General features: G+C 49.0%; 18 protein-coding genes. 2 read left to right on the top strand and 16 right to left on the bottom strand.

Annotated elements, in window-relative coordinates:
* Positions 1-7: 7 nt before the first annotated feature.
* The 12 genes from asbD to AC0YNZ_RS09710 form a co-directional block, all read right to left on the bottom strand.
* A complete protein-coding gene (gene asbD, locus AC0YNZ_RS09765) occupies positions 8-286 on the bottom strand; it encodes a petrobactin biosynthesis protein AsbD (protein ID WP_475826414.1) in 279 nt (92 codons plus the stop codon).
* Entirely contained in the window at positions 283-1557 is a 1275-nt protein-coding gene (locus AC0YNZ_RS09760) for an AMP-binding protein (protein WP_475826413.1), read from the bottom strand. The genes asbD and AC0YNZ_RS09760 overlap by 4 nt, the downstream gene beginning before the upstream one ends.
* Positions 1554-3404, bottom strand: coding sequence for an IucA/IucC family protein (locus AC0YNZ_RS09755; protein WP_475826412.1), 1851 nt, complete (start codon positions 3402-3404; stop codon positions 1554-1556). The genes AC0YNZ_RS09760 and AC0YNZ_RS09755 overlap by 4 nt, the downstream gene beginning before the upstream one ends.
* The gene (locus AC0YNZ_RS09750; protein WP_475826411.1) at positions 3374-4630 is read right to left on the bottom strand and encodes an MFS transporter; all 1257 of its coding nucleotides are present in this window, start codon (positions 4628-4630) and stop codon (positions 3374-3376) included. Before AC0YNZ_RS09750 ends, AC0YNZ_RS09755 begins: the two co-directional genes overlap by 31 nt.
* Positions 4627-5970 carry a lysine N(6)-hydroxylase/L-ornithine N(5)-oxygenase family protein gene (locus AC0YNZ_RS09745; RefSeq protein WP_475826410.1) on the bottom strand — a complete coding sequence of 448 codons (1344 nt, stop codon included), beginning with the start codon at positions 5968-5970 and terminating at the stop codon, positions 4627-4629. The genes AC0YNZ_RS09750 and AC0YNZ_RS09745 overlap by 4 nt, the downstream gene beginning before the upstream one ends.
* On the bottom strand, positions 5963-6514 hold the full coding sequence (locus AC0YNZ_RS09740; RefSeq protein ID WP_475826505.1) for a GNAT family N-acetyltransferase: 552 nt from the start codon (positions 6512-6514) through the stop codon (positions 5963-5965). Before AC0YNZ_RS09740 ends, AC0YNZ_RS09745 begins: the two co-directional genes overlap by 8 nt.
* A 78-nt stretch (positions 6515-6592) precedes the next feature.
* Positions 6593-8392 (bottom strand): IucA/IucC family protein, encoded by a 1800-nt coding sequence (locus tag AC0YNZ_RS09735; RefSeq protein WP_475826409.1) that lies wholly within the window; start codon positions 8390-8392, stop codon positions 6593-6595.
* A gap of 2 nt (positions 8393-8394) precedes the next feature.
* The gene (locus AC0YNZ_RS09730) at positions 8395-9915 is read right to left on the bottom strand and encodes a pyridoxal phosphate-dependent decarboxylase family protein (protein ID WP_475826408.1); all 1521 of its coding nucleotides are present in this window, start codon (positions 9913-9915) and stop codon (positions 8395-8397) included.
* The gene (locus AC0YNZ_RS09725) at positions 9912-11273 is read right to left on the bottom strand and encodes a diaminobutyrate--2-oxoglutarate transaminase (RefSeq protein WP_475826407.1); all 1362 of its coding nucleotides are present in this window, start codon (positions 11271-11273) and stop codon (positions 9912-9914) included. Before AC0YNZ_RS09725 ends, AC0YNZ_RS09730 begins: the two co-directional genes overlap by 4 nt.
* A gap of 664 nt (positions 11274-11937) precedes the next feature.
* Positions 11938-12894: a primosomal protein DnaI gene (gene dnaI / locus AC0YNZ_RS09720; RefSeq protein WP_110769848.1), complete on the bottom strand. Its 957-nt coding sequence runs from the start codon at positions 12892-12894 to the stop codon at positions 11938-11940.
* Positions 12895-12912: 18 nt separating this feature from the next.
* A complete protein-coding gene (locus AC0YNZ_RS09715) occupies positions 12913-14448 on the bottom strand; it encodes a replication initiation and membrane attachment family protein (RefSeq protein WP_475826406.1) in 1536 nt (511 codons plus the stop codon).
* Between the two features lie 105 nt (positions 14449-14553).
* Positions 14554-14844, bottom strand: coding sequence for a YuiB family protein (locus tag AC0YNZ_RS09710; protein ID WP_110769846.1), 291 nt, complete (start codon positions 14842-14844; stop codon positions 14554-14556).
* A gap of 164 nt (positions 14845-15008) precedes the next feature.
* Between AC0YNZ_RS09710 and hemQ the strand changes: the two genes are divergently transcribed.
* Positions 15009-15755, top strand: a complete 747-nt coding sequence (hemQ, locus tag AC0YNZ_RS09705; RefSeq protein ID WP_475826405.1) for a hydrogen peroxide-dependent heme synthase — start codon at positions 15009-15011, stop codon at positions 15753-15755.
* Positions 15756-15882: 127 nt separating this feature from the next.
* Here hemQ and AC0YNZ_RS09700 read toward each other — a convergent pair whose 3' ends face one another.
* The gene (locus AC0YNZ_RS09700) at positions 15883-16149 is read right to left on the bottom strand and encodes a hypothetical protein (RefSeq protein WP_475826404.1); all 267 of its coding nucleotides are present in this window, start codon (positions 16147-16149) and stop codon (positions 15883-15885) included.
* Positions 16149-17342 carry an NAD(P)/FAD-dependent oxidoreductase gene (locus AC0YNZ_RS09695; RefSeq protein WP_056641220.1) on the bottom strand — a complete coding sequence of 398 codons (1194 nt, stop codon included), beginning with the start codon at positions 17340-17342 and terminating at the stop codon, positions 16149-16151. The genes AC0YNZ_RS09700 and AC0YNZ_RS09695 overlap by 1 nt, the downstream gene beginning before the upstream one ends.
* Positions 17343-17673: 331 nt before the next feature.
* Here AC0YNZ_RS09695 and AC0YNZ_RS09690 point away from each other — a divergent pair, with 331 nt between their 5' ends.
* Positions 17674-18675 carry an NAD(P)/FAD-dependent oxidoreductase gene (locus AC0YNZ_RS09690; protein WP_475826403.1) on the top strand — a complete coding sequence of 334 codons (1002 nt, stop codon included), beginning with the start codon at positions 17674-17676 and terminating at the stop codon, positions 18673-18675.
* 381 nt (positions 18676-19056) lie between these two features.
* On the opposite strand, the gene sda is transcribed toward AC0YNZ_RS09690, so the two are convergent.
* Positions 19057-19200 carry a sporulation histidine kinase inhibitor Sda gene (gene sda, locus AC0YNZ_RS09685; protein ID WP_475826402.1) on the bottom strand — a complete coding sequence of 48 codons (144 nt, stop codon included), beginning with the start codon at positions 19198-19200 and terminating at the stop codon, positions 19057-19059.
* A 348-nt stretch (positions 19201-19548) separates the two neighbouring features.
* The gene (locus AC0YNZ_RS09680) at positions 19549-20220 is read right to left on the bottom strand and encodes a YheC/YheD family protein (protein ID WP_475826401.1); all 672 of its coding nucleotides are present in this window, start codon (positions 20218-20220) and stop codon (positions 19549-19551) included.
* Positions 20221-20294: the final 74 nt, after the last annotated feature.

Below are 20294 nucleotides of genomic sequence, written 5' to 3'. Positions count from 1 at the left end.
CCTTCCTTCACTTCCTTTGCTCCCCGGCTATGCCGACAGGAGCCAAGCTCTCCATGAAATCAAGCAAAGATCCTACGGTGTGAAACACTCTCGGATCGACTTCTTCCTCCGGTATGCAAAGGCCAAACTCGACCTCGATCCAGACCAGCAACTGCATCATCATGACAGAATCGATCCGAAGATCATCGTTCAGTCTGTGTGATTCCTCTAGGATAGGAAGCTGTGTCAGAAGCAGCTTGGTTTCCATAATGGAGCCCAGCTTATGAATTCGTTGTTCCCTTGTCATTGGTTTAGTTCTGCCTCCTCAAGCCATTTACGGCTAATTTTCCCCGTCGCATTTCGTGGAATCTTTGTCACACATGCTACTTTAGATGGCACTTTATAGGGAGGCAGTCTCCGGATGCACCACTCTCGAACGGTCTCAGGCTTTATCTCAGGATCTGCCACGACCAAGCAGCACGCGACCTCTCCCATCACGGGGTGACGTCCCCGGTAGACTACACATTCCCCAATTCCGTCCAATTGGGAGATCACATTTTCCAATTCAAGGGGATATACTTTTAAACCCGATACGTTTATGACATCGTCTGCTCTGGATAGAAGATGCAAATTTCCATGATCTTGATAAGCAAGATCACCCGTATGGATCACCTGATTCTGAACGGCGATTATTAACTCTGTTGGCGCATCTAATGATGATCCGGTTTCCAAAATTTTAATGTGTCCCAGTGGCCTGCCAATATCTTCGCTGCTCCGAAGGGAGCGGTTAACACTGATGCATCCCGCTTCCGAGCAGCCATACTGCTGAAGCAAACGATCCGCCATTGGCGTCAGTTTATCTATTAGTCCTTGCGGCATCGGCGCTCCAGAGCTCATGAACTGATGGAAACGGATATCCGAAGGGAACGAGGTTAGAACATGCAGCGTCAAAGGGACTCCATAAACGATATGGTTCGGTGTGTCCCGCAGAAGAGAGAGTGTCAGCTTAGGGTTCGTATAAGCGGCTACGTGAGGCACAACTTGACGCGCCATGGCGGAAAGCACTCCGCTGATAAGGCCGTAGGAATGACTGACCGGGGAAATCACGACAGGTGTGACCGAGCTGTCCAAACCAATTGCTTCATTGTATGCTGTGATTTCAGCCTCAACAGCCGACCAGGTTCTGCTAATCAGCTTAGGCTTACCTGTCGTGCCTGAACTGAACATGCAGATTGAAGGCTCCTGCAAGGAGACGATGTCTGTTTCATTTGGAGCAATTGGCAGGAACCCGTCCTCTGCAGATTGATAAACAAGGCCGATGCAGCCTGCTTCTTTGCTGAGCGTCATCGCTGTTTCAAGAGGTGTTTCTCCGTGAAGCAGCAGCACCGATACCCCTAGCTCCTTCGCAAAAAGCACAAGCGGAATAAGCTCAGCGGCATTCGCTATGCATACCGCAATCCGTTTTCCCGGTTTCCATGCTTCCCGAGTGTGCGACAAAAGCCCCCATGCCTTCCAGCGAGCGTCCAGATCATCCCGGCCGAAATACGTTTGATTAAAAGCAAACAATTTCTTGTTCAAAGGCGAATCACCTCTCTGTTTGTACTGGGCGAATAATGAAGGAATGCAGACAAAGGATTAGGTACTTCATGCGACAACCCTTTGGTTTGCAGGGCAAGCCGTTTATAAGTTAACTGCTCGACACGAGTTGTCGGAGCAAACAAATCCAAAGTTTCAAACCGCTCCTTGAGGCGCGAATCTTGTTCGATATGGCGATGGATGCACGCAGCGGTCATCTGCCAAAATTGAGTCTCTTCAAAGCCGTAACGATCATCGAGCATCATCGCCAGTTCCCCAAGGTTAACGAAGAATAGCGCACCCAGCGTCAAATAGCGCAGCGGTACCACATCTTCCACTTCGAAGTTAGCCCGTTCCTCCTTCAGCGCGTAGCGTTCATGTACCTGCGTTAAGTCCGGGCACAGTTCCGGTCTGCTCAGGAAAGAACGGCAATACAGGACATCCTCGTGGAAATCCTTTAGTGCCAATCGCTCGGGCAGGCCATTTCGATGTACCATCACCATATTTTGCGCATGCGATTCCGTAGCAACGCCCTGAACTGCGGCCAAATGGAGAACAGGCAGCACACACCGCTCAAGAAGCCTGTTCAGCCAACCCTCGATACTATACATTTGCAGCCAAGGCTCGATGAGGGGAGTACCATCCCTTTCCAAGGTGCAAAGCGCATAGAAAGGAACAGCTTCCTCTCCGGCCTGTAAATAACGGTGCAAGCTTTCTCGCCAAATGCAGCCTACCGCTGCGTACAACGGGGATGAGGTACTCCCTTGCGGATCATACGTGAGAGCGGCCACTTCCCGCAGCAAAATTAGCTTGGCTTCTTCCTTTAAATATGGATCTTCGTCCACTAGTGTTTGAAGCCAGGAAGACAAGACCGGAGCCGTTACCGTGTAGTGCGGCAGCAATTGGCGGGAACTCGATGTATTCAATAAATTCATCGAAAGTTTTACATATGTTTTGTGCGGCGCTGTTCGGTTGTATAGTGTACGAATCGACTGTTGAGCGCGATAAGCATCCTGTGAAGGCCCCAACAGAATCATGCGTTTCTTACGAAGCTCTTCTGCATAAGCAGGAGCGATAGTCCGGCGCCACTGCCATGGATGCACCGGCACGAACTCATAGGCCTCTGGGTCATAACCCTCGCTTTGTACAAGTCCGCGGAAAGATTCCACCACTTCATTCCCCAACTCCTCACGCAGCAAGCCGTCAAATGTGAGACCCGTTATTACAGCTGTCCGGCTTTCTACTTTACTTACTGCCAGCCATAAAGGCTTCACATCTTGGGCGAATTCAGGTCCGTACGTGAGATGATCCCCATAATCGAAGCCGATCCGGGACTTATAGCTTGGGTGATAGCGATGCCCATCCATCACAGCCGATTCCAGCTCTTCACCACTCAGTTGATGCAGTTCCGTATCACCGAGCATACGAACATACTGAGCAATCGTATCTTTGAGAAGCGTTTGCTCCAGCTCCTCCGTGAACGAGGCCAGCTTGTTCCGATCCGTACCAGAGACATCCAGCACTTCCTGAACAAACAATCGAAGCGATAGCGCCTCTGCCTCACCCTCACTTCCAAGCCGAATAAGCGGAGAGTCTGCCAGCAATCGAATTCGGCCAAATGTGAGCCTTCTATGTCCTAGACACCGGTACGTCACCTTCCGGCCTTCGGCATCCTGGCCTTGCAGACTGAATAGCGTAGAATCTCCAGCTGCTTCCGATAACGGTGAGACGATTCCTTCATAAATGACCGATTCGACCAATTGCCGGAAAATTCTTCTACGTACTTGTACGCAGCTATCGGACTTTAAAGCTTCAACAGCTATGAGGTCTTGCTGCCACTTACATTCCATGGGGTTTGGGTTTCCTCCTTCGGTGATCTATAGATGCGGGACCACTTAAACAGCAGTCCATTAACAAGACAAAGCAAGGCGGCGGCCAACAGCGGTGAATTTAACCCCACTTGGATCGATAATAAAGATGCAGTCAGCGGAGATAACAGCTCCCCTGCTGTCTGAAATGATACCATCACACTGAAAGCTATTGCTGCTGAAGCCCCTTGTTCCCTTTGAAACAAAATGACATCGAGAACTGCCATGGTTATGGCCAGAAACATACCGTACAGCATACGTCCAGCGATCAATCCACCAATGCCCTCCGCCATTCCTTGAATGATCAAGCCGACAGCCATAACTCCAACGCCAACCGTGTACGCGATGTGCAGCCGGTCCGGTTTGGTGAAGCTGCGAAGTAGCGGAAGCAGGATTAACGCACAGACATGAGGCAGAAGAAACAACATTCCTGCCAAGTCTGTAGATAAACCAAAGTCCTTTTCAACATACGGGGTAAAAAAGGGGCGGACCACTTGATTCGCGATCGTTAAAGTAAGAAATAACAGTCCCAGAGTCAAAATCGTTCGATCATGGAGCAAGTTTCTTAACAACCGTTTCGAACCTTCCGGCTCACGTCGAGCCGTCCTCTTTGAAGCGCTTTTCCATCCCCAAAGCATCACGACGCATACGATCAGTTGAATGACATCCGCTGTTGCCGCCCCATAAAACAGAGTCAAAGGATGTTCCATCTGAAGCATATGAGCACCCGCCAGCGCAGCGATCAGAACCGCAGTATGATGAACGGCATGAAACTTTGCCGCCGATCCCGCCTGTGCGCCGTTATTGCTAAGTTCCATAATAATGGGATAAATCAACATATAACTGCTTTTAAAAATGAGCAAACATACCGTCAGAATGAGAAATTGTGCCGCACTATCCGCCTGCGCCAGCAGTGCTGTCGATAGGGCGGTTCCTAACTGACCTACGAGCAGCAGCCGTTTGGCTTCCACCTTGCGGGTCAGCCATCCCCATAAAGGAGAGCAGAGAACGACCGTTAGTCTGCAGACAAACAAATAAAAACCCGTGTAACTGTAGTCCTCGATTCCGAACACCTGGCGGAAAAATTGAGGATAATACGGTGACAGCAGCACTTCTGTAAACAGACCTAGAAACATGCAGCCAAGGAGTGCAGCCTGCATACCTCTTCTCGATCTAAGTCCAGACGACTGTGGATTCAGCATCCTCATTGTCTAACTCCGAACTGTTGAAACACATTCCGGCTTCTGAGAGGATAGACCTCACGTCCTGCTAACTGCTTAATAATCACGCTGTTCCGGTGAGCGCCCAGACCAAGATCGGGAGCGCCGACACCATGCGTATGCAGCTCCCCATTTTGAATAAAGATACGGTTCTCCCCGCCGGTTCGAAGCTTCAGCGAATAATTCTCAGCGATGTCAAACCGTCCTTTCGCATCCCGGTAAATATACGGCTCTAACGGACTTAGGCAGGCAGGTTCGGCATGCTCATAACCGGTCGCCAGTATGACGATTTCGCTGGTATGCTCGAAAGAAACATCCTGCTGCAGCTGTCGGCAATGCAATCGATAACCATCGTTCCCTCGGTCTGAGGCCGGAAGCAGCTGCTCCACTTCTGTTAGTGACAAAAGCCTAACGCCCGGCCCTTCCTGCCCGCCTATTCCTGCCTCGTACAGCGTATCGTAGATATCCGCAATGGTGTACGCGCTAATGCCTTTATACAGCAAGCCTTGCGCTGACCGGATGTTGTCTTTGCGGTCGGGTGCAAGTCCATAGAAGTACTTCGTATAATCAGGAGAAAAATGCTCAAGTCCGAGCTTGGAATACTCCATCGGGAAAAAGCCTGATGAACGTGTAAACCAATCCAACCGATACCCGTTTTCCCCCTGTGCTTTCAGCAAATCCAGCACGACTTCGGCTGCGCTCTGTCCGGATCCTACGACCGTGATCGACCGGGCTTTCAGGCATCGTTCCCGATTAGTTAAATAATCCGCCGAGTGAAAAACATTCGGTCCCCTCAGCGGTTGAAAGCATTTCGGAATATGGGGTCTGCTTCCAACACCCAGTACCAAGTTACGGGCAATAGATGTCGTTGTTCGCTCTGTATGAAGCTCTTTCGCCTCTACGACAAAATGGGAACCGGATTCCCCTTCTTCCAGTCGGATTCCGCTCACTTCGTAGCCGAAACAGCAGGAAGCCAATCGTTCCGCCGCCCATTTGCAATAGTGGTTATATTCCCTTCGCGGAATTTGAAACTTCTCCAGAAAGTAAAAGTGATACAATCTTCCATGCTCATGCAAATAATTTAAAAAACTGAGCGGATGCGTCGGATCGGCCATCGTCACCAAATCCGCAAAAAAAGGAACTTGAAGAGTCGTCCCCTCAATCAACATACCCGGATGCCAATCGAACTGTGGTTTCCGTTCCAAAAACAGGGCTTTCATCTCGGGCACGCGCGTAAGCAGCGCAGCAAGACCGAGATTAAACGGACCGACTCCGACTCCCAACACATCCAATTCTTCCGAATGATTCGGAACTGCTTGCCTAACCAATAGGAATCTCCCTCGTTTCTCTATCTATCGCTTCAAAAGCTTCTCGATCACACAGCATCAACGCAGCCTTTTTATCTGGAAGCTGCACTTCCTGTTGAAAACGAAAGCCGCATTTTTCAAAAATATATTGCATCTTCGCATTGCGAATATCCGGCTCGGCCACGATCCGCTTGGTCCCCGGATGCATAAACTGCACACGCACGAGAGCTTTCAGCAGCGGAAGCGCATAGCCCCGGCCGAGATAGCTTGGCGGACCAATCAGCAGATGTACGCCTTGATCATCCGGAGCCGCCTCATAATAGAGTCCAATTACATCAGACTCCGCCCAATACGATTCAAAATAGCTCATCGCCACCCCGTCCAGCTCACCGATGCAAAGCGTATGATGCGGATCGGCCAAGAAACGCTCCAAGTGGCTTCGATAGGCCTCCAAAGAAATGTTCAGCTGCCAGAAAGGAACGACATGAGGTTCTTGTTGCCAACTGTGCAGCATTAACAAGTCTCGCTCCAGATCGACAGGACGAAACGAAATCTTCCTGCCAATCGTTGGATCCTCGAAGGATGCCAGATGAGGAGCTTCAAATAGCTGATTTAAATTACGATTTATAACTTCCGACACAGGCTACACCTCCAGAACCAGCGGATTATCCACGAGTACATAGACCGACTGGTTTTCGAGAGAACCGACTAACTCATCCATATCGTACAGTCGAGTGAGCAGGTTTGCTTTACACGGAATTTTCTCTTCCGTTAACAAGCTTTGCAGGAAAATCGAAGGCTCCCTGTTCATCGGAAGGAATTCAGCGAGCACGGCGCGCAGCTCGCGCAGCAGATCACGTTCATCGGCAAGCCCTGCCGTACCGAAACCATTAATTAAACCGAATAAATGATTGAAAATAACATAATAGCGGAAACGTTCATCGGCAATCGCATCATCGCAGAACGTTTGGCTTTTATCTCCAATGCCAGGCAACTCGTTGTTCAGGTGTTCCTTCATGGAATTACAGAAATAATACCCCTGGTTGTCACGATAGTAATAACGGTGGGGGTACCCGTTGTTCAACTGGACAACACTGTTTTGCTGATGAGCCTCCAGCGCGATGCCATGCGTTACATACAGCCAAATCATCGGCTTCAGCGAGATGTTCAAATATTGGCGGAACCAATCCAAACTTACGGCTTCCGTTGTGCGAGCCTCCTGTTTGGCTAGTCGGCGAATGATCGTGCTTAGACGCGATTCAGAGCCAGGCAGCGGATCCTGAACTAGCGAAGCAACAAGCGTTGCTTGCTGAGCTTGTTTCCCTTGAAACGGATTTTCACGCAGAACGACTTCGAAGCCAGACTCTTCCTGCCCTTCCAAGCCAATCGAAACAAAGGCAGGATCCTTTACAATAGCAAATGCCGGATATAGTTTGGAGACCTCGCCGACTTTTGTTTGCAGCATGCGGGACACCTCAACGCCCCGTTCCAATTCCTTGAATAGATTCACGCGTACCGAATTGGTAATTCGCACAGGTACGGACCCTTTTGGCATAAATGGCGACTCCGGGTGATACATCGTGCGGAACGACGAAGTTGCCGAGAAATAACGCCCTAATGGGCCCAGATCTTGAAGCAAGTCCGCTTCGAGCAGTTTCTGAACGGCTGGTTTGGCTAACACCTCTTCAGCCTGCAAAGGATGCAGCGGAATCAACGTATACTCATCGCTCTCGGTGTATGGTGTGTTGACACCCGCGTGCCGAAGATCCGATTTAATCCATTCCGTTGCCGTTGTATGCTCAAGCGCAGAATCCTCACGCACAATGCTCCGATGTGCACGGAAATAGTGCAGTTGGAGCTGTCCTTTCAACTCAGGGGAAAATACCGATTGCAAGCTGTCAGGAACCCCATCCCGGCATTTGGGTGTAGGATGAAGCAGGTGTCCGAACAACAACGATTGCTCTGATGTGATAAAATCTCCGTCAAAGCCATATAATTGGTCACGATCTCCATCACGGGCAGCGACAAACTGCTCGATATTGGCACAGCTTTCTTTAATTTGCTTCAGCAGATCGTCTGTGCGTTCCGGCGTTCCCACTTTGGCGATTTGACCCAATTCAAGGACTAACCGCCGGGCAAGCACCAGCTCATCTTCCACGGCTCCTTCACGCTCCTCACTTCCCTTCCATTGCAGGGGGAATTGAAACAAATGTCTTCCCGTCAGAGATTTATGTTTGATTGAGACGATGATTCGGCCTTTTTGACTGACTAAAGGAACTTCCAGCACCCATTTACCTTCATTTTCACGCCAATCCCCCAGCCCGGTCTCCCTGAGAAAGCTGTTGAGCAAGCTCTGCAACGTAGCTCTGGCTGCCGCCCGATACGAGTCTCCCCTCTTTTCCCCAATCGTTTGTGTATGTTCGAGCTGTCCATCCCGGATCATAATTAAACTCCCTTCAGAGCATACTGCTCGATCACATTTTGTTGTTCCAATTCCATGCCAACGCGTACGACATGATTTAAAATCTCAGCGGTATCCTGTGGTGTCGTTAAGGGATTCAGCAGCGTAAACTTCAGACATGCCCTCTCATTCACTCTCGTTCGGGCAATAACCGCAATACCATTCTCAAGGAGACGGTCTCGAATTCGGTGATTTAACTCATCCACCCTAGTACTCTCCATCTCCGTGGACGATACATAACGGAAAACTACGGCGTTTAAAGCAGGATCAGCCAGCAGCTCGAGCGACTCCGCTTGCCGTATTTGGTCCGCAGTGTACAATGCGAGCTGCAAGGTGTAATCAATCATTGCCGCAAACCTTTCACGGCCGAGATGCTGCAGTGACATATACAGCTTCAAAGCATCAAACCTGCGCGTAGTCTGTATGGACTTGCCTACAAGATTAGGCACCCCGGCCTGATCGTCCTCTTGCGGATTTAAATAGTCGGCATTCAACCGCAAATAACGATAGTTCACCGAATCCCGCAATAAGAAGGCTCCGCAGCTGATCGGCTGATAAAACAATTTATGAAAATCGACGGTAATCGAATCCGATAATGCAACTCCCTCCAGCAAGTGGGCGTGTTTATTGCTCAAAGCGAGCGCGCCCCCATAAGCTGCGTCTGTGTGAAACCACATACCGTGTTTACGAGCAAGTGCTGCAAGCTCGGGCAGCGGATCGATACTGCCGAAGTCCGTTGTTCCGGCTGTAGCCACCAACGCAAAAGGGAGTAATCCGTCTCGATGCAGACGGTCGATTGTACTCTCCAGAAGATCGCAGCGCATTCGCCCTAACGAATCTACAGGTATCGTGATGACGGCTTGTTGTCCCAAACCTAACAGTGTTGCCGATTGCTTGACAGTAAAATGAGCCAGATCCGAACAAAGCACCCGCAGGCGGTCAGCCTGTGGAGGTAAGCCCATCTGCTGTACATTCCAGTTCCATCGTATGTAGGAATAATGATCCCGGGCAAGCAATAACCCCATGAAGTTGGACTGCGTTCCCCCGCTGGTGAATACGCCATCGCTGACGTTCTTTTCAAAGCCGAACAGCTCACATAACCAGCCAATGACTTCTTCCTCCAGCATGGTTGCCGACATGCTTTGATCCCATGAATCCATCGACTGGTTCAAGGTGGAGAGCAGTATCTCAGCCATCAATGAAGCTTGAAGAGGTGGGCAATGAAGGTGCGCCACACACGCAGGGTGGTTCACAACCGCTGCATGTTTCACCACTGCTGAGCCGATGAAATCAAGCAGTTCCTCCATGCTGGAGCCCTGCTCGGGACAAACCTGCCGATTGCGGAAGGCCGCAGCCAAATCATATGGCGCAGCTCCGCTGTAAGGCTGCTCAGATGCTGCGAAATCGCGAATGAGCACTTCAACAGCTGCATGCATATGTTTACGGAATAGAGCTTGGCTCTCCACCGTTGTGTTCAAGAAATCGGAAGCGAATTCCAGGTTCACCCGAGCACCCCCTGAGGGTTTAACGATTGACGTTCTGCTGCCACGACAGCCTCGTGGAAAATTTCAGCAATCCGATCAATCTCTTGTTCCGTTACAATAAGTGGCGGCAGGAAACGAATAATGCTGCCATGACGTCCACCAAGTTCCAGAATGAGTCCGCGTTTCAGACATTGCTGTTGAATTTCACGAGAGAGCTCAGGATTAGCTGGAAAGCTGCCAAGTCTGTCTGAATCCCGATTGGGATCCACAATCTCAGCACCGACCATTAGCCCTCTGCCCCTTACTTGACCGATACATGTCACAGCGGACCGGATTTGCTCTAAGTGCTTGCAAAGGCGTTCACCAACTACTGCGGCATGTTCAACCAGCTGTTCATCACGAATGAACCGCAGTGTTGCGGCTCCTGCTGCCATTGCTAACTGATTTCCACGGAATGTGCCTGCATGTGCCCCTGGCTCCCATTTGTCCAGTTCCTCGCGATAAACAATCACCGACAAAGGGAGACCCCCACCTACAGCTTTGGAGATAACGATCACATCAGGAATAATTCCCGCATGTTCGAAAGCAAACATCCGACCTGTTCTGCCGATTCCTGTCTGCACCTCGTCAATGATCAATGGAATCTCCCGCTCTTTCGTAATTCTTCGAATTTCCCGGGTCCAGGCATTAGGCGCTGGAATAACACCGCCCTCGCCCTGCACTAGCTCCATGATCATACCTGCCGGCGGCAGCACTCCGCTTTCCGGATCGTCTAACAAATGTTCAATATAGCGACTGCCTATTTGGTGGCCTTGCTCTCCGCCGATACCAAATGGACAGCGATAATCATACGGATATGGCAAAAACTGCGTACCCGGCATCAATCCGCCCACATGGCGTTTCGGAACCAGGTTGCCCGTCAAGCTAAGCGCACCGTGGGTCATCCCGTGATATCCCCCATGGAAGGTCATCATCCCGCTTCTTCCCGTTGCCGTCTTTACCAGCTTCATCGCTGCCTCCACGGCATCTGCTCCTGAAGGACCGCAAAATTGAATACGGGCGTTTTTAGCAAATTCAGCCGGCAGTATATCAAAGAGCTCATCAACAAAATTTTCTTTAACCGGAGTAGTCAGATCCAGCGTGTGCAGCGGCAGGCCTGTCGTTAACACTTCCTTCATCGCCTCGATCACGACCGGATGATTGTGGCCGAGTGCAAGTGTTCCTGCTCCTGCAAGACAATCGTAATATGTTCGGCCATCTGCATCCTTTACCTGAATACCGCTGGCTTCTGTAATAGCAATCGGAATCTTACGAGGATAGGTTCGTGCATTTGATTCCCTCCTCCGCTGACTTTCAAGATATATCGCATTGCCCTTCATAAATTGAATGTTCCTCCTTTGGGAAAATGATCATGAAATGACTTGCTCAATTCTGTTGAAGAGGGTTGGTAAAATATACTAATAACTCATTGCCACCTATTGTAAATGATTATCATTATCAATGCAACTCTATATTTCTCTCTTTTTTTATTGATCCTCTGGTGCGCGAGTATCGCCACACAATAACCACCGGGATTTCAGTCGGATGCAAAATCGTCCTGGCCAGCGTATCTGCTGCGATCAAGAGCAGTACACGAGAGAACCGAATTTTTCAAAAGAACAACAAAAATAGAGGAACAATGAATCCAGCCTCTATTCTTGTCAACAGTACCTGTTTTGATCTAAACATTTCTTTAACCTCTCCCTTTGTCTACCTAATATTGTAAATGATATTGATTCTCATTATTAATTATACGAAAGCAGACCTTAATGTCAACTGCAATCGAATGTTTGTTGCACAGTAGTGCTGATTTCCTCTACCTAGACATGACCCTTAATGCCCGCGGGACGGGAAATTCTTAGGGGATTCTGATCTTCGTAACAGTTCACTTGATTCCAAAATGAAGGTTCTTATCTTGATGGGCAGGGCTGTACCCCTAAAACAAAAAAAAGCTTTGGCCGGCCGGGTCCTATTGCTGGATTCCGCTCGCCAAAGCTTTGCACATTATTTCCGCCCGCGCTTGTTTTCACCTGTTACCATAACTACCTCGACATAAGGCCGTATGCGGTCCATAATCCGCTGCCCCTTATGAAGCTCGTCGCCGTCCTTGCTTGTGAAGCTGAAGTGCCGCTCCAGCGCCTCCAGCTCGTAGTTGGACGTATAGAACGTAGGCTTGCGCTGCATACGGTAATTCAAGATCGCGCCAAGCACATGGTCGCGAACCCATGGATTCAAATTTTCCGCACCCATATCATCAAAGATAAGCAGGTCGGTTTCCTTCATCATCTCGACCGTTTCCTTCAGCTTGCCTGGCTCATGCATCAGCGACTTTAAGTCCTCAACAAAATCAGGCATATAGACGATTACGCCGGAATATCCAGCCTTCGCCAGCTCGTGGAGCAGGTAGCACATAAGAAACGTCTTGCCCGTTCCGAAGCGGCCGGCCAAATACAAGCCTTCTTCCTGCAAACCATGCTCCTTCGTGCGGTCGATATAACGGAGCACCTGACCGACTGCCTTCACCCGCTCCAAATCATTTGTCAAAATTTCATCGGATGAATAGCCGCGCTGCAGCGCCTTCTCGTCAATATAAAAGCTCCGGACGCGGCTGCGAATCTGCTCCTCGGTCTGGCGGGCGATAAATTTCTTGCACGCCACTTTGCGGTCATACAGCTGTGTAACTCCGTTCATCGTATCAGAGCTAAGCAGCGTGTAGTGGCCTTCAAAGTCATTCGGACATTTATCTAATCCCGGACAATTGCTGCAATTGCGATATTCGGTAACATATTGATAAACACGGTTCAGATTAAGACGGATTGTCCGCACATCCAAATCGGGATATTTCATTCGCAGCTTCTCGACTTGCGGTTCTGCGAGCAGCTCGGTCAGCTTATGCTCCGCCTGCTCCGTAAGAGCCTGACCTGTCGGCCACGCCTTTAGCAATTCGCCCATTGACTCCATCATCTGCTCACCCCGTTTCTATGATTTACCGTCTAACTTACGCGCCAGCTTGCGCAGCTCCTCAAGCTCGTCAGCCGAGACCGCCGAAGCGGACTGACCCTCCTGTACGATCGGAATCGAAGGCTTGCGCGAGGTTCCACGGCTGCTGCCGCCGCTTCGGGCACCGTTCTTGGCGCCGTTATAGCCTCCACCGGTATAGCTGGCCGCCGCTTCCTTGCGGCGCTCCTTATCCTGTTCCACCTGCGCTTGTTCACGGACATATAATACAGCTTTCTCGAATGTATCGATTTGTTTAACGAGCATATTCGACGCTACCGCATCCAAAAACGTCTTCGTTACCCGCTGTGCATCATTAGCCCCTATAACATAATGAATGAGTACGTTTATTACCGGTGCCGCTAATTTATAATTGAGATCAATCCGTTCAAATACCCGCTCTATCCAATCCGGTACCGCGCCTGGGAAAAAGCGCTGCAAAAACCGGGTATGCGGTTCATTCCTCATCAGCATGTTATACTGCTGCACATCGCAGCGGCCAGCAAGCTGGTTCGGCACCTGCAAATAATGCTGCTCCTGTACCTCGAATTCCTCCGTCAATTCATCCGAATCAACCGGCTCCTCGCTTGCGATCATTTGCGTGCGCGACAGCGTCCGCTGCCGCTCTCCCTCCCGCTTCTTATCCTGGCGGTATAATTGATTGGCACGCAGCTGAAGCTCATCGACATTGAGCACGCCGCCCTCGCTGAAAATACCGTCTTCATCAAGCAAGCGGCATATATCGACTACTGCTAAGTTATATTTGTACGCGACATAATTCACCTGCGAGAGCTGCTCCTCATCGCTCCGCAGACGCTCCACAAACCGGCGGTTCGCTGAATTGCGGGGGAAGCGTAAAATAATTTCCCCGTAAGGAATGCCAGCCGTCGCCTGTGCGGGTCTCGCGGCGGATTGCCGGGAAGGCGCGACCTCTGTCAGCGCTTGTTCAAGCTCATTATCTACCGACTGCATATTAAGCTTAAACAGCTCATAGAAAGGAACCGAGATGTTCTCTTTCGTTAATTGCGCGCCTGCGAGCTCATCCGGTTCGTTTGCGCCAAACGATTCGCGAAGCGCTATAACCGCATATTTGCCGACTTTATCGCGCAGCAGCATCGTCAAATGCATGTTTCGAAAAAACTCTGCCGGCGTTAACGGCTCCGAAAGCTCGTATTCATAAATAACATCTGCATTGTCGGGTACGCCTAGCCGCGACGTCTGCAGCAGACCGACTGCTTCCAGCTTAGAAGCCTGCTCGATCAAATGCTTGCGTCCGCGCTCGTTCATCTCCAGCCCGAGCCCAAGAAACAACTTGCGCTGCGGTTCTAGCGAAGAATAGCCGGAGCGCCCTTCTGCAATCCCGTGATACAGCTGTTGATAAAATGCGACAGCAAAAGCGCCAATCATCGGCTGATAGATTAGCGAAAGCATTTTATAATCCAGACTGCTTAGCGAAAAATCACGAAATATGTAATAGCGATGATGTTCCGTGAACTGCAATATATTATTGATGCGCACTGCATCAGCTCCATCCCTTACTTTCATTCTATTATTTTAGCATAAAAATAGCTGCTCCGGACGAGTCGAAAAATAGAAAAATCCCCCGATAGAGGGATTTTCATATTAAAACATTTTATAGCCGCCCTTGCGCAGCGCCTGGATTGCCCAGCCGCTCACATAAGCGCCAATGAGCGCTCCGATTACCGGTATGTAGTCAATTACCGTGTAATGTGCGAAGTTTTCTATCGTTGCAGTCGCTGACTTGTCCCAAGGCGCCCATATGCCTAGCGGTATCAGTACGAGTATAAACAAATATATCGGAAACCACGTTGTTTTTAACAACATATTCAAAATAAAGCCAATACCGAACATCATGACTAAAAACAGCACCGTCGCTATGATCAATTGAAGCATCCATACTTCCCCTTTCAGACTCTCGTTTAATAGTTTAATTAATGGCCAGGTGGAAGTCAATCAGCTGCGGACAAATGTCACAAGACCGCCATTTGCTCACCCTGCCTTGATTACGATACAATGATTGCAGCATCATTATGGGACTTGAAAGGGGCATTTATTCAATGAGTGAAGCAGCACAAACATTAGAAGGCTGGTACTCGCTGCATGATTTCCGCAGCATCGACTGGACCGCTTGGCGCTTAGCCGATGAAAGTGAACGCAGCCGCGCGCTGGACGAGCTGCAATCCTTTTTGCAGCAATGGGCTGCAGTTGAGGAAAATAAACAAGGCAGCACTGCTGTATATGCAATCGTTGGCCAAAAGGCTGACTTCGTATTCATGCATTTGCGCGAGACGCTGGAAGAGTTGAACGCGATCGAGACGGCGTTCAACAAAACGACGTTCGCAAGCTTCACCTATCCGGTGCATTCCTATGTAAGCGTAGTGGAGCTCAGCAACTACATGGCGCAGCCAGGCACTGATCCGATGCAAAATCCGGATATTATTGCCAGACTGAAGCCAACCCTGCCGAAAGCGAACCATATCTGCTTCTATCCGATGAACAAACGACGCGACGGCCAAGATAACTGGTATATGCTCGGCATGGATGAGCGTAAGACGCTTATGCGCAGCCATGGCATGATCGGCCGTCAATACGCCGGCAAAGTGAAGCAAATTATTACCGGCTCTGTCGGCTTCGACAACTGGGAATGGGGCGTTACGCTGTTCGCAGACGATGCGCTTCAATTCAAGAAACTGATTTACGAAATGCGCTTTGATGAAGTAAGCGCGCGCTACGCGGAATTCGGCGACTTCTATGTCGGCAACCTGCTAAGCGGCGAGAAATTCGAAGCATTGCTTAAGCTGTAGTAAACAAGACAGTCCAAGCCTCTCAATCGGCTCGGACTGTCTTTTTCTATTGCAGGGCATCCTGCAAAAAAAAAGGCCTTCGCCAGTGGCAGCATTGATGCTGTTCCATTAGCGAAAGCCTTTTACTTTAGTTGTCTTCCTCTTCGTCCTCTTCATCTAAGCTGAGGCGTTTTGCTTCCAAATATTCCTGGGTCGCACGGTCACGCGCCCTGCCTTTGTCCTTCAAGCGCTCGATCGCCGGCTGTATGAGCAGGTCAACTTCCTTTTGCACCGTATAGGCCAAGTCATATCGCGTTTGCGATTCCAGGAAGGAACCGACCTCCATTAATGCATTGTAACGATCCAGTTCGTCTCTCGTCAGCAAGCCGCGGACTTGTACGCTGCAGTGTCTCATTATAGGAATTTCCCTTTACGCAGAACGAGCGGAATGCCGCCGATAATGAACAGGTAACGAAGATCGATCGCTTTTTTCAACCAAGCCGCAACGCGGCCTTTATATTTTTTGCCGAATGCGATACCGATTGCCTCGCCTTTGCCAAGCGATGCTACTGTACCTTTATTGCTGAACGTGAAGCCCTTAGGCGGCTGATTGCGAATCGAAGCGACAAGGTTATGCGCGCATACTACACCTTGCTGCATCGCGATTTGAGCAGTCGGCGGGTATGGACGGCCTTCCGGGTTAAACATCAGCGAGTTATCGCCTACGATATAGATGTTATCGTTGCCTGGAACACGAAGGAACTCATCAACCTTCACGCGGCCGCGCATCGTTTCGAAACCTGCTTCTTCAATAAGACGGTTGCCGCGGATACCGCCGGTCCAAATGACAGTAGCCGATTTGATTTCTTCGCCTTCGCCGACAATTACGCCCTCTGGCGAGCATTCCTTGATAGCCGTGCCAATGCGGAACGTAACGCCTTTCTTCGTCAATACGTCCATGCCGTATTCAACAAGCTCAGGATCAAAGCCCGGAAGCGCGGTAGGAGCCGCTTCGATATTATAAATTTTCACAAGCGCCGGATCTACATCGAATTGCTTGCACAGCTCTGGGATACGATCGGAAAGCTCGCCGACGAACTCAATACCTGTGAAGCCTGCGCCGCCGACAACGAATGTCAAATAATCGGTACGGTGAGGCTCGCGTTTGTAGCGGGCGAATTGGTACTCAATATGTTCACGGATCAAACGAACCGAGTTAATGCTGCGGATGTTCATAGCATGCTCGCCCAGACCAGGGATACCGAAAGTTTCCGGTTCGCCGCCAAGGCCGATAACCAAGTAATCGTATGACAGCGTGCCGTCTTCAAGAATAACTTTTTTATCCTGCGGACGAATTTGAACAACGGTCGATTTGACGAAATCAATTTTAAATTCATCAATCAATTTAGAAATGCTTACACGGGCATTTTCCGGATTGTCCGTTCCTGCTGCCGGCATATGGAGATGTGTTGTAATGTAGTGGTAATCATGTTTATTTACTAAAGTGACGTCAGCTTCATTGTAATTTAATTCTTTTTGTAAACGAAGCGCGGTCAAAACACCGCCGTACCCTGCGCCAAGAATAACGATTTTAGGTATGTTACTCATCGCTTAATCCCATCCATTCCTCTTATCTTTGTATTTAAACATTGTGAAAAATTACACAAACCAAACCGAGTATTTATAATTATAAGTTCAGTGTGTTCTATTTAAAGCGGTTTTATCAATGAATCGTTTGCTAATGAGCGACAACATTCACCGCCCTTGGCAACCAGTCCCGTGCATAACATACATCAGAAATTTTACATAGTTTTCAGTAAAAGTTCAAGGGCAAATTGTACGAAATTGTTTAGAGCTGTATACAAATTAATTATTTCCTTCTTCTTCATTGAAAGTTTATAATAAAAAACGTAATGCTTAAAATGTGGAGGTGGCTATCTTGTCTAACCTTAAAACAGCCGTAAACCCCGTCGATATTGCAATCATCGGTGGAGGGCCTGCCGGATTGTTCGCTGCTTTCTATGGCGGTATGCGCCAGGCATCAGTCAAACTGATCGAAAGCATGCCCCAGCTAGGCGGCCAGCTTGCAGCGCTTTATCCAGAAAAATATATTTACGACGTTGCCGGATTCCCAAAGGTGACGGCTCAAGAGCTGGTTGACCGGTTGACGGAGCAGCTCAATCATTTCAAACCGGAGATCTGTCTGGAGGAGAAGGTCACAAATGTCATCAAGCATGACGAGCGCCTCTTTGAAATTATAACAGACAAAGCCACACATTTTTCAAAAGCGGTAATTATTACGGCGGGAGTTGGCGCATTTGAGCCGCGTCGGCTAGAGCTGCCTGAAGCCGCTCGTTTCGAGAAAAAAAATCTTCATTATTTTGTAGGTGATTTGCAGCGCTTTCAGGGGCAAAGGGTGCTCATTAGCGGTGGAGGTGACTCTGCTGTGGACTGGTCGCTTATGCTGGAATCCATTGCCGAGAGTGTGACGCTTATTCATCGCCGCGATAAATTCCGGGCGCATGAGCATAGCGTGGAGAACCTGATGAATTCCAAGGTGAACGTGCTCACGCCGGTAGAACTTACAACGATCCATGGTGATGAGAGCATTACTAAAGTTACGCTAACGAATGTTAAAACGAAAGAAACGGCCGAATTGGATGTCGATGCCGTAATTGTTAATTTTGGCTTCATCTCTTCTCTTGGCCCGATCGCGGAATGGGGCATCGATATTCAAGGCGGCTCTATTATCGTGGACACCCGGATGGAGACGAATATTCCGGGCATCTTCGCCGCAGGCGACGTTACGACCTATCCTGGCAAGCTTAAGCTTATTGCAGTAGGCTTCGGCGAGGCGCCAACCGCCATTAACAATGCGAAGGTATATGTTGATCCAAGCGCAAAACTGTCACCTGGACACAGCAGCAACATGAAGCTTTAAATTTTATTATTTAAAAATAGTAACAAAAGGGTATCCTAACCTTGGCTCATTCATTTCATGCACCTATCGCATACATATGCAAGGTGTGCCGAGGAGGATACCCTTATGTTTTGTCCTGTCTGTAACGGAATTCAATCTTTGCATATACGCTGCTCCTCTTGCGCTGGCGCAATTGTTGATTGCGGTCGTGCATCTGATCTGACAGGTCCTTATGCTCCCTATGCGCAGATCGAAGACGAGCCGCTCCTAAGTAGTAATGTGTATTTGCAAAATAATTCAGCCTGCAAGCATCTTTTATATTGCTCGATCTGTAACGAAACAACCGAGGTTTCAGTTACGGAATGGTAATCATGTTGTAAAGTTTGCAAGTTACGACAGGATTTAAGCGGTAATTTTGAAGGCTTCCGGGTTAAGACGTCTTCGCTTCATTTCGACAGTTAACATTCGAATAAAATCAGGCTCCAATTCAAAATGAATCGCTGCATAATAAGTGTCTACTAACATTTCGTCAGACAGTAGCTCCATACTACACATCCTTTCTTCCATCCTTTGGTTAATTCTTACTCATAGTAGCATGGCACTATTAGAAGGACAACAGCTCCTCTTATACACAAGATGTTGTGGATACGGTGTGAACAGCATGTGTATACACAATGATCAATAAGCAAAATAAGGGGGGATATTGTGGATATAGTTATCCACAGGTCCATTTCTCAGCAAATCCATAAAAAACTTTAATCGATTTCTATGAATCTATTAATGGAATATATAACCTTTTTGCTTACTTTCAATAGAATCGGACTTTTTCATTAGCAAAATGAAAGGCTGTTCCGAAAAGGTCATTGACCTTATGGAACAGCCTTTCCAGCAAATTTATTGCGGCTTCGTATTTACCTCGAATATCCAAATCTTCCCCTGCTTATCGATGCCGTAGTCAAACCCAAGCTGTCCGATACCGGGAAATCTCGATTCCAGCACGGCAGTTGATAATACGGTAAGCCTACGCATCTTGTCCTTCTTTGCTGATACGAGCGATGCTGACAATGACCGGCTAATGCCTTGCGCTGCTGTTACCATTGTTCCGCCCCGGCATAAATTCGTCACGAATAATCCGGGCCTCGCTATTCGGCCGACCATTGAACGGTATACCCAGCCAGAGTTCGTCTTGACATATTTTACGCGGTAATCTATCGGTCTGCCATTCACTTCAGCTAAATAAATGCCTTTTTGAATCATATATGCTCGGCCTTTGCATGGTTTGTGAAGCGCAGCCAGCAGCTCTGCAAAACTAGCAAACCGTTTCGTCTTTGAATAATACATATAGGCATATCCCCCGCCGCTGCGCCAAACCTTAATGACGCCATGACCGCCCGTACCAACTACCGGCTTCACGACAACCATATGATGTGTATCCAGCATGCTTCTTAGATGGTTAGCCGTAAATCTGCTGGTAGGAGGAATATGCGGAGCAATGCTATGATGCGACAGCAGAGCCGCCGTCTTGACCCATTTGTTCGCAATTCGCCTTCCATAATGTTCACCCATCGATTCCGATCCCCCTTTCCTGCCGCTTCATCCATAGCATATGACAGAGAGCTATCTGTCTCTTGGATGAATGA

It is taken from the genome of Paenibacillus sp. J2L1-98 (assembly GCF_056269405.1).
The sequence above is the reverse complement of the archived record's forward strand: the minus strand, read 5'-3'. Positions and strand labels throughout refer to the sequence as shown.